General features: G+C 54.1%; 10 protein-coding genes. 5 read left to right on the top strand and 5 right to left on the bottom strand.

Features of this window, described 5'->3' with window-relative positions; translation table 11 throughout:
* The first annotated feature begins 41 nt into the window (after nucleotides 1–41).
* The 5 genes from C442_RS14425 to C442_RS14405 all read left to right on the top strand — a co-directional run bounded on the left by C442_RS14425 (nucleotide 42) and on the right by C442_RS14405 (nucleotide 6,786).
* Nucleotides 42–1,832 (top strand): hypothetical protein, encoded by a 1,791-nt coding sequence (locus tag C442_RS14425; protein ID WP_008311673.1) that lies wholly within the window; start codon nucleotides 42–44, stop codon nucleotides 1,830–1,832.
* A 60-nt stretch (nucleotides 1,833–1,892) separates the two neighbouring features.
* Nucleotides 1,893–2,849, top strand: coding sequence for a glycosyltransferase family 2 protein (locus tag C442_RS14420; protein WP_049943007.1), 957 nt, complete (start codon nucleotides 1,893–1,895; stop codon nucleotides 2,847–2,849).
* A 114-nt stretch (nucleotides 2,850–2,963) separates the two neighbouring features.
* A complete protein-coding gene (locus C442_RS14415) occupies nucleotides 2,964–4,160 on the top strand; it encodes a sulfatase-like hydrolase/transferase (RefSeq protein WP_008311669.1) in 1,197 nt (398 codons plus the stop codon).
* Between the two features lie 76 nt (nucleotides 4,161–4,236).
* A complete protein-coding gene (locus C442_RS14410; protein ID WP_008311667.1) occupies nucleotides 4,237–5,418 on the top strand; it encodes a glycosyltransferase in 1,182 nt (393 codons plus the stop codon).
* 69 nt (nucleotides 5,419–5,487) lie between these two features.
* Nucleotides 5,488–6,786 (top strand): hypothetical protein, encoded by a 1,299-nt coding sequence (locus C442_RS14405; RefSeq protein WP_008311666.1) that lies wholly within the window; start codon nucleotides 5,488–5,490, stop codon nucleotides 6,784–6,786.
* A gap of 43 nt (nucleotides 6,787–6,829) precedes the next feature.
* Here the strand turns inward: C442_RS14405 and C442_RS14400 are convergent, their stop codons facing one another.
* The 5 genes from C442_RS14400 to C442_RS14380 all read right to left on the bottom strand — a co-directional run bounded on the left by C442_RS14400 (nucleotide 6,830) and on the right by C442_RS14380 (nucleotide 14,378).
* Nucleotides 6,830–8,089: a hypothetical protein gene (locus C442_RS14400; RefSeq protein ID WP_008311664.1), complete on the bottom strand. Its 1,260-nt coding sequence runs from the start codon at nucleotides 8,087–8,089 to the stop codon at nucleotides 6,830–6,832.
* Nucleotides 8,090–8,101: 12 nt separating this feature from the next.
* On the bottom strand, nucleotides 8,102–9,730 hold the full coding sequence (locus C442_RS14395) for a carbohydrate-binding domain-containing protein (RefSeq protein WP_008311662.1): 1,629 nt from the start codon (nucleotides 9,728–9,730) through the stop codon (nucleotides 8,102–8,104).
* A 1,208-nt stretch (nucleotides 9,731–10,938) separates the two neighbouring features.
* The gene (locus tag C442_RS14390; protein WP_008311660.1) at nucleotides 10,939–11,439 is read right to left on the bottom strand and encodes a hypothetical protein; all 501 of its coding nucleotides are present in this window, start codon (nucleotides 11,437–11,439) and stop codon (nucleotides 10,939–10,941) included.
* A gap of 58 nt (nucleotides 11,440–11,497) precedes the next feature.
* Nucleotides 11,498–13,003 carry a lipopolysaccharide biosynthesis protein gene (locus tag C442_RS14385; protein ID WP_008311658.1) on the bottom strand — a complete coding sequence of 502 codons (1,506 nt, stop codon included), beginning with the start codon at nucleotides 13,001–13,003 and terminating at the stop codon, nucleotides 11,498–11,500.
* Nucleotides 13,004–13,241: 238 nt separating this feature from the next.
* Nucleotides 13,242–14,378: a Gfo/Idh/MocA family protein gene (locus C442_RS14380; protein WP_008311656.1), complete on the bottom strand. Its 1,137-nt coding sequence runs from the start codon at nucleotides 14,376–14,378 to the stop codon at nucleotides 13,242–13,244.
* Between the last annotated feature and the right edge of the window lie 148 nt (nucleotides 14,379–14,526).

Below are 14,526 nucleotides of genomic sequence, written 5' to 3'. Positions count from 1 at the left end.
ACGTGGACCTCACACTGCATCGCGAGCCAGAAGGGTAATAAATGAGTCACGAGACAAATCTCGACCGGGAGTCGTTCGACAGCTTCGAGTTCGCCAACCGTGACATACAGGAATATCTGGTCATACTCCTATCCGGTATCCTTATCCTCGAGAGTGCGCTCTTCCTGTCCATTCAACCGGTAACCGGATATGAAACTTCGCTGGTAGATGGACTGTCCCAGCTGTTCTGGTTCACTTTCTATTCGGTCATGATCGGTGGAATATTGACGCTGATAGCAGCGGCTATTACGCAAACGAGGTACTGGCGACATGGTCTTGGCCTCGTCCTTTCAAACTACGCGCTGTACTTCTTCCTCCCAAAAGCTCGCGGCTATCGGTTTTACGGACAAGGAACGGCAGATGCACTGCAACACTTCGGCGATGTTAGGGCGATTCTCGAAACGGGAACACTTCCCGGAATCTGGTATCCAGGTGAACATGTGCTGATGGCCGAGATGGCGATGCTAGGTGTCCCGATTGACGCGATGCCATACTTGGTAGCGTTGTTGTTTACGACGCTTCAGATAATCGGAATCGGAGTCCTTGTGAAGACGCTCTCGGGTAAACGGGGAAGTCTCGCGGCCGGATTAGCAGCCGGTAGCACTCTCATCTATACGACCTTCCATCTCTCAAACCACCCGGCGATGAACTCATTCATGATCGTTCCGGTCCTGCTCACGCTCACAGAACTGTACCGACGGAGTAACGACAACGAGTACCTGCTCTTGATTCTTCTGGTTGGCCTGTTCATCATCTACTCACACCCGATGACAACCCTGTTTATGCTAGGTATATTACTGTTAACCTCGGTGTATTCCGGGCTGTTCGGACGGCTTTCCCTATCGTCCACTCCGCAACTCAGTCCGCGGCTTGGTGTGGCCTTTCTTCCGCTCCTATTCGCCTGGCTCACCAATTTCGGTCAGACACGCCAGGCCATAATAAAAGTCGTTGCGGCACAGGATGATATGAACCCAGCAGCCAGAGAGGTACAACGAGCCGGCTCAGTCCAGTTTTCACCTCTACAGCTCGCCGAGAAATTCATCACTCTGTACGGCTCGACCACAATTTACTTCACTATCGCCGGGACATTCGTCCTTTTGACCCTATACTGGTTTCTCTCCGAACGGATGCGGTACGACTGGGGCTTCGGTTCGGTTCACTTCGTTGCAGGACTCGGTATCGCAGCGATCTTCCTCCTTAGCAATCTCATCGTGAAAGGTATAATAAGAGTAAACAGATACGCACTCCTGTTCGCTGCAGTCCTCGTGGGGATGGCACTCATCCATAGCGCCACCAAGCGCAACTCGGTAACCACCGTTGCTTTGACCGTACTCGTACTCCTAAGTGCCTGTCTCGCTGCAAGTGCTGCCTACGAGCCAAACCGTCACATGACCTACGCAGAGTACGATGGGTCTCAATTCATGGCAGCGAATATTGACGAAGGGGTTCCGATCCATGCAATGGATACGTCACATAAGATGGAAGCGTTCGTCTTAGGCACAAACCATCCCCGCTACTACCCACAGAGTTTCGGTATGAACAATAACTTGCCTCGGAACCTCGGCTATTTCAGCCAGGATGTTATCGCCTCTGATACGTTTGGCCGAAGTTACGTTGTCACGAAGACACACGATGTCAAACAGCACACTGCCTCGTATTATACAAAAGACCAACAGGAATATCTATTCCGATACGGTGAAGACAGTCTGGCGAGAATACACAACGATCCAACGGCAAACAAGGTTTATACCAACGGTGGGTTCACTGGGTGGTCCGTAGCGCCCCAAAATTAGCCAGCAGAGCCACGCATAGCCAGACACTAACTTTAGATGCCGCAAACCACCACCAGCCATATGCCAAATCCGCTCGTCAGCGTTGTCCTCCCGACATACAAACGACCGGACAGACTTCGGAGTGCAGCACGGAGTGTCGCAGAGCAAACGTACCCAAACATCGAACTCATCGTCATCGACGATCACTCCCCGCAGCCGGCAGCCGATACACTAGCCGGAGAGCCGCTACGGGGTATTGAAGTCAACTGTGTCCGTCACCAAGAGAACAGAGGAGCGAACCAGGCAAGGAACACAGGCATTGAGCGGGCAGAAGGCGAGTACATCGCGTTATTAGATGACGACGACGCCTGGGACTCCGAAAAGATTGCTCGACAGGTTACTGAGATGGCAGAGAGCGCTGACAGCGTCGGCGTAGTCTACACCGGCTGTGAGTACGATTACGGGGACTACACACGGGACGTTATCTTCACGGCGGAAGGGAATGTTACCAAAGACCTCCTCCTGGGGGAGTCGTTCGGTGAATTCTCGACACTGATGGTTTCGGCTGATATCATCCCACAGGCCGGGCTGCCTGACGACCGGTTTCCCAGCTGGCAAGATAGAGAGTGGCTGATACGACTCTCGCTACATAGTGAGTTTCGCGTGATCCCCGAAGTACTGACATATCGGAACTGTCCTGAGAAAGCGGACCGAATCAGCAATAACTACGCTGAGAAGCGGGATATCTCCTACCCGTTAATGGTAGAGAAACACCGAGAACTCGCTGCAGGGTACGGACGCCGGTACGAACGGGCCTTCCTCGCGTCACTGCTGTTCATTCTTGGACAAGAAGCGTTACGTTCCAGAGCATACTCTGATGCGAGAACGCAACTGCTTAAATCAGTGTATTATTGGCCGTTTCGAACCGACAGGTGGCTGTTTGCACTCGCTGCGCTTGGGGGCAGATTTAGCTACAAGCCGGCGAAAAACGCCATGAAGGCCCTCAACTCGATTAAAACTGAAACAATTACGAAATGAGATGTTTTCGGTAGATATCCCGTCCAGTCACCGGGTACTGTTTTTTTTATGTGCTGTTTCATACCTCGTAGGTGTGTCTTTACTATATTGTTGTAGTAGCCACCCTCTGATAGCATGGAGATCGACGTAGAGAACGTCCTCATATACGTTGACGACGCTGTCAGATATAACGCAATTAACGATGATCTCGCGGAACTCGGGCAGACCCATAAGACGATTGCAGCATCAACACACACGCCCACGTCGTTCGGGAGTTTGTTGACCGGGCTGTTACCACCGAACAGCAACATCCACAGCTTCAAGCATTCTGTGCCTGCAAACGTCCGCTCAGTATTCGATATTGAGAGTCACGAGGTTTCGATAGCTGCTCAGGGCGGCATGAATCACAGTATTGCGGAGATGTTTGCTAATCCCCCACGGAAATCGATTGACGATGTCGAGCCACCATTCGTCCACGTTGCGCGCCGGCCCGGTGGCCACGCGCCGTACGACGGATTCGACTGGGACGACTACGAATACCGCAACGAGACCGCTCTCGAATATCTCTGGCGCGTATCGTCGGACCCGGAAACGGCGAGAAAAGACTACTACAATGGTGTAGACCGGTCGTTCGAAGAGTTCAAGCGCGTCCTCCAGACGCTTGAACGCAGAGGCCTTCGTGAAGATACCCTCGTTATCTATACCAGTGACCACGGTGAGGTCCTCGGAGAGTACGGGTACTTCGGACACACACACCTCGCGACGCCTGAGGTCGTATACGTTCCGACGTCGTTCATTCATCCGGAGCTGGACTCCTCTGGCGAGAACGGGCTCTTACACCATGTGGACATCTTACCGACGGTCACCAGTGCGATGTCCTCGCGACCTGATTTCGGTAGGGTGGATGGGAACACAGAGGGAGAGGGTCGGACGACGGGCTATACGCACCTGAACCACATTCGATACGGCTCGTTACCGGGGCCCGCCGAGACGTTCGTCAGTCTCACTGGCGGGTTTGAGCGGACAATCAGGAGCCTCTGGGACGAACACGGTGGCCACACGTTCGTGGACGGACACAAAACGACATCATCGATTGTCTTTCTGGCGTTGCTACTGCAGAAACCCTTCGGTCGACAGGTCTTCCACAACAGGAAGCTTCGAGATTCATACTGTCGGTTCCTGCCGGGACATCAGGCGTATGGGGCCCCGAAGTTTACTGAGGACGAAGCGCGGGCGGAGATCGCGGATATCCTCTCCGGGGAGAGTGAGGAGACAGTACGCGACATCGACGAGGAGACGACAGAACAGCTCGAAAACATGGGTTACCTTTGAGCATGACCGTTCCCGTGAACACGGAGTCCACACCTCATCTTACAAATAGCAGACAGCCCTATGGAGTGATTCAAGAATGACAGCGGAGCGTAAGACTCTCTGGTACTTTATCGGTGCACTTGTCGTCGGTGGTGCCGAGCGCACACTCATCGACCTGGCGAACGAAGTCAACGGAGAGGAGTACGACGTCACCATCTGGACAATATTCTCTACGAACCCGCTCGAAACAGAACTCTCACCGGAGGTCACCGTTCGGTCGCTTACGGACGCTGGTCGTGTTGCGAACGGGGCGATAGAGGGCGTCGAAAGCCCGCTCGTCTATCTGTTCGCCCCGCTCAAGTTCTGTCTCGCCGCCCGTCGTGAACAACCCGATCTCATACAGTCATTCCTCTTTTACGACAACGTAATTGCCAGGCTCGCCGGCGTGTTCTGTTCTGCATCCATTATTACCGGCATTCGTGAAGTACCTAACGAGGAACCGTTCGTACGCAGCGTTATCGATCGGATGACGATCTCACTTTCAGATGTGATCGTTTCGAACTCCACAGCGGGACGGGACTACGCTGTTGAACGCGGTGCAGAGGAAGAAAACGTGGCAGTGGTCTACAATGGCCGGAACATCGAACAGTACCGAACGACAGACTCGGCGGAGCTGCGATCAGAGCTAGACATCCCGATGGGGGCCACTGTAGTCGGAACCGTCGGTCGTCTCGTCGAGCGGAAAGGCCATTTCGATCTGCTTGATGCGTGGCCGTCTATCGTCTCCGAGATACCCGATGCACATCTTGTTTTCGTCGGTGACGGTCGCGATCGGGAGAGGATGGCGGAACGGGTCGACTCACTCGGATGTGCTGATTCGGTTCATTTCCTCGGAACGCGACAGGATGTCCCAGCGCTTCTCGGTGCGATGGATGTCTTCGCCTTCCCATCTCATTACGAGGGGCTCCCTGGTGCAGTGATCGAAGCGATGGCCGCGGAGCTTCCGATCGTCGCGACACCTGTGGATGGTACTAGCGATCTGTTGGAGAATTACCGGACGGGGTTGTTCGTCGACGTGCAGGCACCCGACGAAATTGCGTGGGCCACCATCCGTCTACATCAGCACCAGCCACTCGCTGAAACGCTTGGAACCGCCGCAGGACAGCGGGCGGCAAGCGAGTTTACGATCGAATCGATGGTGGACGGGTTCGAGCGATTGTATCAGGAAATCGAGACAGAGCCCGAAGAGACCCCCTACGTACAGCCGCTGACCGGGTAACGGTCCCCCGCAAGCTTACCGGGAGAGTAACAACAGTATATTTTACTTGGTTTGTGTAAATTGACAGATATGGCTGAAGAGACGCCGAATCATAGCTACCAGCGTCCGGATCGCGGAACACAGGATTGGCATATCCCGTTGAACGAGAATTTCTCTCGTATCGATACTGAGGTCGAGATCAAGGATGCTGCCGAAAATCTGGATCAGTATCAACCAAAAGAGGGGGCCAAGTTCCTCGCGACAGATTCGCGACGCATATTTATGGGAAGCGGAGAAGAGTGGCTGGAGTTCGGAAGCACGGCAGGCCGCGCACGTTCCGTTTCGCTTGGTGAGACCAGTGAGAGAGCCACGGTAATGAGTGACGGAACGTTCATCGCCCAACCAGGACAACTACAAGACGTTATCGATACCGCATCTACTGGATCTGAGTTCGGACAGGCTCCTGCACAGACAGTCAAGATGGTCTCCGGAGAGACGTACGAAGTATCCGAGACGGTCCGGCTCAAGAGAGGTGTTAGACTGGAGTGTAATGGGGCTAGAGTCGTCCCGACTGGCGATTTTGATGTTTTCGAACTCGTCCGTGATACCGTTCTGATTGACCCGTTTGTCGATACTCGCGGCAAAAACTGGAGTTCGACACAGATTGTTATTGGTCCCGAAGACGCACAGAAGTTAGATACGGCCAACCGCGCCTGGGTAAAGGACGCGTATCTCCTTGGAGACACAGGCAAGGGTATCGGCATTCAGTTTCGTGGTGGATCGAAACCCTGCTCGATGCAGGTCGCTAATGGGACCCTCGACGGGTTTGATCGAGCAGTAGATTTCTACGCTGCTGGGGAGAACCGCGATCCGCAAGGCGACTGGTCGAACGGGAATCAGTTCTGGGGGCGGATACAGGACTTCCGGATCGGGATTAGTATGCGGTCGGACGGTGCGGAGGTGAGCGGGAATACCGTCCGCGTACAGACTCAGCCTGACCCAGAAGTAAGTGAATGGCTCTGGAAAATGAAGGACGACCCCCGAGAGTCTCGCGGTGATAACAAATTCGTGATGAAAGGCAATACTGTAATGGCTTATCCGTGGGACGTATCGTCATTCAAGCAGAACAACTCATATTATTCAGAGAGTGATCGAGATGCGCCATTCTGGTTTATCGGACGTGGTCGTCGGTACGGAAATTCACTCATGGATCTGAGCGGGGTACGAGGAAACCAGTACGTACTCAACGATTCAGATACGCCCGACCGAAACGGTATCTTCACTGCACACGGTGGCTTCGTCGTTGGTACAACAGAGTTTGAGACAAACCCGGCATATCAGCGAAACGATAGCCGACATTGGCACCCGCAGTCGCGCAATGCGGAGTAGATAGTTACTCCCACGCTATTATCGCCTAAGGGCCGCTCAGACCTTAGTTCTTTGAGTCTTCGTGCCACATACGACTTTCGCTATTCCGCTGGTACGCAGGCGGGTGTGAGAACTGCCTGGTGCCGGTGACTTCGCCACCATGATAGGTGAAAATCCCGTTCCGATCTGGGTAATCCGAATTGTTAACGATATACTGGTTCCCGAGCTTTCCGGACTGGTCAACGAGTGAATTACCGTAGTTTATTCCCTCGCCGATATACCACACCGGCGGCTTACGGTCGCTACTCTCAGCGAAGGGATTGTTGTCGATATAATTGTTGTTGTCCCACGGATACACCATCATGGTGTTCCCAGACTTCCGGTACATATTGTCGTCTCGGTCGCTTTCGGATCGGGGGTCGTCCTCCATGTACCAGAGCCATTCGCTCACGTCGTTGTCAGGCTGGACCATCAACTTGAAGACGTTACCGGAAACTTCGGCGCCCTCAGAGCGCTGGTTGACGCCAACACGGAAGGCTTCCAGTGAGCCGTAGAACTGGTTCCCGTTCGACCAGTCGCCCTGTCCGCTGTAATCGTCACCGCTGGCATAGAGGTCGATCGCGATATCGAATCCGTGTATTGTTCCGCTGGCGACCTGCATCGAGCAGGGTTTCGAGCCGCCCAAGAACTGGAGTCCGATGCCCTCTCCGGGAGTCCCCCAGAGATAGGCATTTTCGACGGTTGCGCGGTTCGCCAGTTCGATTTTGTCTGCGTCCGGTGCGCCGACGACGACCTGCGTCGAATTCCAATTGACCGATCGGGTGTCAATGAACGGGTCGATGAGTTGCGTCCCGCGGTACATCTCGATGACGTTGAAGTCACCTTCCGGCATGATCCGAGCGCCGTTACATTCGAGTCGGATGTTACGTTTCAGTTTGATAGTATCCGACGGGAAGTAGTTCTCCCCGGAGACGAGCTTTACAGTTCGGCTCGGTCCCTGTGCCCATGTGTGTGACTTGGACGCTTGATCGATCACGGACTGTACTTCGCCCGGCGGTGCGATGAGCGAACCGTCGTCGGCCTCGGAAACTGAGTCGTCGGACGCACTGAGGCTCCCGACGCGGTTCCAGTTGCTGCCATCGCCAATGTATACCGTGCCGGTATCGGTCGCGAGGAACTTCGACCCCGTCTTCGGTTCGTACTGGCTGATGTTGGACTCAGCGTCCCGGAGTTCGACGTGGCTGTCGAGCTTTTCGAAGTTTTCGTTAAGTGGTACGTGCCAATCGAGCGTGCCCTCCGCGGGTGTGTTGTATCGTTCTGCCATTGTTCTGTTGTATTACTGGGTACCCCCGTACCCACCCATTCCGTAGCCGTCGCTGCCGAAGTCGTCAGTGTCTGACTCCGTCATGGTCTCGGTTTCTGTCGGCGTCTCCGTTTCGGTCGGTGTCTGTGTCGCCGTCTCAGTTTCAGTCGATGTTTCCGTCTCGGCCGCTTCGCGGAATTCGAACCAGTTGAAATCAATGCCGGAGCCAACTGCTTTCACCTGGATGACGTGCTCGCCACCATCCTGGACCGTTACGTCAGGAAGCGTTGCCGTTTCCCAAGTCGTCCAGCCGCCGGTGTTCGGTACATCCACTGTCCCGAGTTGCTCGCCGTCGAGGCTGAACTGCAGTTGCCTGTTGTCTCGTGTCGTCGCGACGCGAACGTCGATGTCGTATGTTCCGGCCGGCACCTCCGCGGTGTATTCGAGCCATTCGCCGTCCTCGAAATACCCAACGTTGTACTTCCCGGAATTGTCCTGCGTTTCCCGGATATCGACGTCGGAGTCCCGATAACCGAGATCGTACTCACTGCCGGCAGTAGTGTCGTGATACGACACGCCCTCGCCGCCCAGGTCGAATGCTTGTGACTGTACCCTGCTAGGAAGCGTCGGGACGCCGTCGAACGGCTGATTCCCGGCGACCTCGAACTCGGCCCAGTTGAAATCGATGCCGGACCCGATAGCTTCGACCCGGAGCACTTGCTGTCCATCGGCATCGATGGTCACGTCCTCAGCTATTGCCGTCTCCCAGGTCGTCCAGCCGCCGGTGTTCGGCACGTCCACCGTTCCAAGTTCTCGGTCGCCCAAGTGGAACCGGAGCTGTCTGTCGTCCTGTGTCGTGGCGACACGGACTTTTAGATCATACTGGCCTGGCGAAACATCAGCCGAGTATTCGAGCCATTCGCCGTCTTCGAAGTAACCGATGTTGTACTCCCCAGAGTCGTCTTGGGTCTGCCGGATGTCGACATCGGTGTCACGGTAACTGGTGTCGTATTCGTTCCCAGCGGTCGTATCGGAGTACGATACTCCTTCGCCACCCGTGTCGTAGTTTTGTGCCTCGATGCGCCCGGGAATCGTTGCTAGAGTCCCATTGTACGGTTTCTGCGCATCGACTCTATCGAATTCAAGCCAATTGAATTCTACACCGGAATCCAGTGCTTCGACGCGAAGCGTCGATTGCTGCTCGGACTCGATTTCGATGTCTTCTACTGTGACTGTCTCCCACGAGGTCCAGTCGCCCGTATTAGGGACAGCGACCGTCGTGAGGGTACGATCTCCAAGAGACAGTTCGAGTCGCCCATCAGAGAGTGCTGACGCCACTCGGACTCTAATATCGTACGTCCCCGGCGAGACATCAGTTGTGTATTCGAGCCACTCTCCGGCCTGAAAGTAGCCGATATTGTACTTTCCTGACTCGTCCTCTGTTGGTCGGATATCAACGTCAGTATCTCGGTTAGCGGAACCGTAGATATTTCCGCTAGACGTGTCGTGGTACGCCTCGCCTTCGCCACCGATGTCGAAGTTCTGGGCCTGAATACGTCCGGGAATTGCCCTGACTGTCCCTTTGTACGGTGACTGAGACTGCGTCGTACTATCCGTCGAAATGGTGAGTGAGTAATCGCCACCGCTTCGACTGACGTCCATGACTTGCAGGTAGTGTGTACTACCGGCTGAGAGTGATTCCGGCAGATACACCGGGACATCTGAACTCGCGTACGCCTGGGAGAGTAATTCACCATCCGGATTGAACAGTCCGACCGCAGCAGCACCTGTGTCTGTACCCGGTGTGAATTTAACCGCTACATTTTCGCTGTCGGGCCTGAACGCAAAGAGATCAGAGGAGCTTGGAGACAGTGTTGTTGAGAGCGGAGAATCGATGCTGAGGCTGCTGACCGAACTTGCCATACTGGTGTCTTCGGCCACCTTCGAAACATCGACTGCGCTGAGTTGTGTCGTAACTGCAGGCTCACCACCGTATCCGAATTTTGCTGCCGATCCTCCTGCGGTAGGATCACCTTTACCGGCGCATCCTGCCAAAGACGCAGCGGCAACACCTGCTAATTTCATGCACGTGCGGCGGTCTATGACGGTTGTTCCCGTCGTACTACTTTTATCTCGCGACACCTCACCACTGTCGTGCGAGCGATTCTGTTCTTCGTTGGTCACACTCCGGTAATCCCTATTTACTATTTTATTCGTTGTTACCGGTTGAATCTTGTTTGCATAACTTGCTGACCATGCGATACTTTCTTGCATACCACATTTGGAACAAATATTATAATCGAAAATGGCAGTTGGGAAACTAATACTCGTTTAGTATGGTAGCATTACGGTATCTTTGTAATGTTAGGAAGGTACTACCATCTGATATCACTCTACTTCGTGACCAGCAGATCCGCTCGATCTGAAAGTCAATCGGCCTAGGTCACCGAGTCCTGTTTCAGAGACCACGACCTCGTCGCTCAAATTCTCTTGTGGTGGCAAGATGTTCAAGCCGTTTGCGAGTAATTTTGTGGTCTCTATCAGTCCTGTCCGATTTACATGCTATTCTCAGCAATGAGTACAAGATGGCTGTCACTCACGTCTGTAGCTGTGAACCATTACAGCCTCTCGGAGTATATTCGGTTCAGCAGCCGTACTATTGGGCTGCTCATAAGATGCGGATTGACATTTGTGAATCACCTCGTGCAATACTTCGGTACTGGCATTTTCGATTGCGATGAATTCTCTCGAAAACAACCTTGTTGCTGGACCTAACGCAGAGTGTATTCAAAGGCGATATTCTCTGGGAAAATGCGTCCCACGCTCCACGCGATATTTCTGAATGAGGCTCTACTTTGGAGCGGTCTATCTCATTCCGCGGTCGGGTCCTCGACTCCGACTCGACACCGACGTTGTAGGGACTCCTTCTCGTTTGCCAGGCACGACAGCGAAATGATGGTGTCAGCGTTCAGGAGAGATGTCTGAAACGAAATGTGGTCGCCCACTCCAATCCCGCTGTAGAGCGTTCTGGATGTCCGGTATTCTATCGTTCCGGTCCGACTGAACGCTTTGGGACTGTCGTTGTGGTGGTTTACTGTGACGTGGAACCGTATCGAGTCGTACCTTTCCCGCAGGGAGGTTGCAACCTCAGGTGATATCTCTGCTGGTGACTGCCCAAGCTGTCCCTCGTGTTCGGATGAAACAGTTGTCCCGTCATCGTCAGTGACGGTGATCTCAGTCGTCTCCCCCTCGGCGATGCCGATGAACCGCTTTTGAACTATCTCACCTTGATTCACGAGCAGCAGCTGATCTAACCACCGCCCGACCTGTAAGAACGGGACGACGCCAGCAAGCACTGTTCGTCGCTTCATCGCGCTGTGCTCCTCTTTTCGCCGGGTCGATTGATTTGGATTGTCTGTCTCATTTCGATCACGCCAACGCATCGAATATTGATTCGAGGTTCTGCTTGACTTCCCAATTGAAACTAAACATGAGAGCCAGGGCCAGGGCCACATAGACTCCAATACCAACGAGGACCAACAGGATAAACTCCAATACCGGCGCATTGAGGGTCACCGTCTGATAGACGTAGGCCACTGCGACTGCCATCCCAAGACTCGCCACCAGTGGATACGATACCTCCTTGAGGACTCGAACCGGAGACGCTTCCACGGTCCGGGCGATAAGATAGATGTCGATCGGCATCATCGGGAAAATGTAGATACCCGTAATGAGAGCTGCAGTACCTTCGATTCCATACATCATCGTGACCGGATAGATGAATACAGCAATGAGGGCCACACGTACAGCAGAGAGTTTAGCGATATAGTCCGGTCGCCCGACTGCTTTCCAGACCGGTCCCATCGTCGCACCCATCGAACGCAACAGTCCGTAGATAGCCAACAACTGCATCACTGGTATCATCGGCTGCCATTCGGGGGTAAAAAACGCCTCGACAAACGCGGGTGCGACTGCCGCGATACCCATTGCCGCTGGGAACGAAGCCAATGTGGTCATTCTGAGCGTCTGGAAGTATCCGGACCGCAGCTTCTCGACGTCGTTCTGCACTTTCGAATACGCCGAGAACGTCACACTGGAGATTGTCTGTGTGATTTCGGTCGCCGGCGCGTTCGAGAGCCGGTAGGCGAGCTGGTAAAATCCCAGTGCACTTGCCATGAGCGCCCAGCCGACAAACGCGTCGTCTCCTCTACTGTACAGGAAATACAGGATTGAATTGGCCGTAACCCACTTTCCGAAACTGTAGCGCTTCTTCGCGACATCGATATCGAACGAAGGCCACGGACGGTACCCGTCTGCCAGATACGAGACGAGAAACCGGGCGGCGTCCCCGGCGATAAATCCGATTGCCAGTGCATAGACAGTTGGGTCATACAGAGCTATGCCTACGGTGACGACGAAGTATGCCACCGCGCCGCTGACCCTATACACGAACTCTTTGTGGAAATCTAGACTCTTCTGGAAATAGACGACAGCAGGGTTTCGTAACCCAACAATAAACGGTGAGAGGGCGATGACCCGAAATAGATCGGTCGCCGCAGGTTCGTTGAACAACGACGCAATAAACGGGGCCCCGAGGAACAGAATAACGGCAATTACAGTCCCTCTGGCTGTCTCGATTGTCCAAGCAGTGTTGAGCTCGTCGTCGACGTTGTCCTCCTCGGCCTGTATCAGAGCGGACTTGATTCCCAACTCGGAGAACTTCTTGAGTGAAGAGAGCGTCAACAGCGCGATCCCCATCAACCCGACTGCACGCGGGGACAACAGTGAGGCAACGATGACTAGCAACAACAGTTCTAGTCCCCGTTCTGTGACGTTCATCACACCGACCCACACGCCACTCTTTACGGTTTGCTCCATCACGTCATCACTGGCCGGGAGCAGCCTCTTTATCAACCGTTTCAGTTTATCTAGCATCGCCGTTCGAACTCCCTGTTGCGTGTGTGACGAGCCACAACACTAGGCCGATTGACGGACACCAGTGTGTTCTTCCGACTCAGTACTCGATATTGCTGTGCCTGCATAGACTCTCCGTTGCTACATACTTCGGATACCATCTGTTTGTTATGGGCGGGGTAACTGTGACGCAGCCGCATTATCAGGGCGTATCTTGCCACTCAGTCTCAGTGTGCAACTGTTCGGGGTGTACTGGAATTTATCGATTGTCAGCAGTGAGTACTTGCCCGCTTTCGACCATCGACTCCAGCGGGTTGTCGTCGATTTCTAGTGGGAAATCGACTCGCCCACACCGCCGAGCTGACTCCCAGCACCCGAATATAAGCTCCGTTGCCTGCAGAGCATTGTCAGCTGAAAGTTCAGGTTCACGACCCGCGTCCAGTGCGTCGACGGTGTCCGCTATGGCACGGTCGATATAGGTTTCAGGTCTCGCGTTTTCTACAGTGGCTCCCGGTATACGAGCGCTGATCTTCTGTTTTGCAGCGTCGAATATTGTCTCGTTGGGACCATGTACGTCCTCTCCCCCAGTGTCGACCGTTGTCCAGTTTTTCCCGGTCCGGACCCGTAGCGGAACCTCACCACCTATTTCTATCATTCCGTCTGAGCCCAGCAACCGCATATGACAGTCGACAATGCCACCGTCCCCTGTCGATGCGAGCCCGTTGACACCGTTCGTATACCGCCATTGCGCGATGGCCTGATTCTCGTTGTGGGCCCCAAACTGCACGTTTTCCTCGCTGTATTCGATCCCAGCCATCACCCATTTCGACATCGCTTGGTCAGTGAAGTACCCACAGAGGTCAAACAGGTGCGACCCGTAATCAAATAGATTTTTTCCACCGAGTTCGATTCGCTCTAATGAGCCTATTTTTCCGTTTTCAAGCAGCGACTTGGCCGTCCGGAACGGCTTTCCGAACCGTCGTTGGTGGTTGAACGTAAGCTGGATTCCGGCCCGCTTACAGGCCGATGCCATTTTCTGACAGTCCTCCCATCTCGTTGCCATCGGCTTTTCACAGTGGATCGCGTCCATTACCCCACTCTCAGCACACGTCATCACGACAGGTGCGTGGATATGGGGCGGAACGCAGACACTGACAATGTCGGGCTCGACAGCAGTGAGCATCTTCTCAGTGTCCGTGTAGACGTTTCCGTCAGGGAGGTTCCATTGTTCTCCGAAATTTCTCGCATTCTCAGGGACGACGTCGGCACAGGCGGTAAGTTCACACGAGTCTAACCGCCTGTACGCGCCTGCGTGCCTATATGCCATTGCGAACCCGTCGGTATCCGGGTCGTCCGGATCTGCACCAGTCCCAATGACTGCGACAGTGTAAGTCATCGATGGAAGGTGGGATAGTAGCCTCAATAGTAGTAACCTCGTACCGATTCATTCAGACAGTCCACGCTGACTGGCTGGTCTACCAATGCTACCGTGACAATATATCTGAAACTCTGGCCTCCTTCTATCAGAGAGGGTGTACGCAGCC

Origin of the sequence: Haloarcula amylolytica JCM 13557 (assembly GCF_000336615.1) — an archaeon.
Taxonomy (GTDB): Archaea; Halobacteriota; Halobacteria; order Halobacteriales; family Haloarculaceae; genus Haloarcula; species Haloarcula amylolytica.
This window is presented reverse-complemented; position numbering and strand designations above follow the sequence as displayed.

Bases quoted from the DNA above. Each gene is read 5' to 3' on its own strand.
- C442_RS14425 (WP_008311673.1), top strand. From the start codon at position 42: ATGAGTCACGAGACAAATCTCGACCGGGAGTCGTTCGACAGCTTCGAG.
- C442_RS14420 (WP_049943007.1), top strand. From the start codon at position 1,893: ATGCCAAATCCGCTCGTCAGCGTTGTCCTCCCGACATACAAACGACCG.
- C442_RS14415 (WP_008311669.1), top strand. From the start codon at position 2,964: ATGGAGATCGACGTAGAGAACGTCCTCATATACGTTGACGACGCTGTC.
- C442_RS14410 (WP_008311667.1), top strand. From the start codon at position 4,237: ATGACAGCGGAGCGTAAGACTCTCTGGTACTTTATCGGTGCACTTGTC.
- C442_RS14405 (WP_008311666.1), top strand. From the start codon at position 5,488: ATGGCTGAAGAGACGCCGAATCATAGCTACCAGCGTCCGGATCGCGGA.
- C442_RS14400 (WP_008311664.1), bottom strand. From the start codon at position 8,089: ATGGCAGAACGATACAACACACCCGCGGAGGGCACGCTCGATTGGCAC.
- C442_RS14395 (WP_008311662.1), bottom strand. From the start codon at position 9,730: ATGGACGTCAGTCGAAGCGGTGGCGATTACTCACTCACCATTTCGACG.
- C442_RS14390 (WP_008311660.1), bottom strand. From the start codon at position 11,439: ATGAAGCGACGAACAGTGCTTGCTGGCGTCGTCCCGTTCTTACAGGTC.
- C442_RS14385 (WP_008311658.1), bottom strand. From the start codon at position 13,003: ATGCTAGATAAACTGAAACGGTTGATAAAGAGGCTGCTCCCGGCCAGT.
- C442_RS14380 (WP_008311656.1), bottom strand. From the start codon at position 14,378: ATGACTTACACTGTCGCAGTCATTGGGACTGGTGCAGATCCGGACGAC.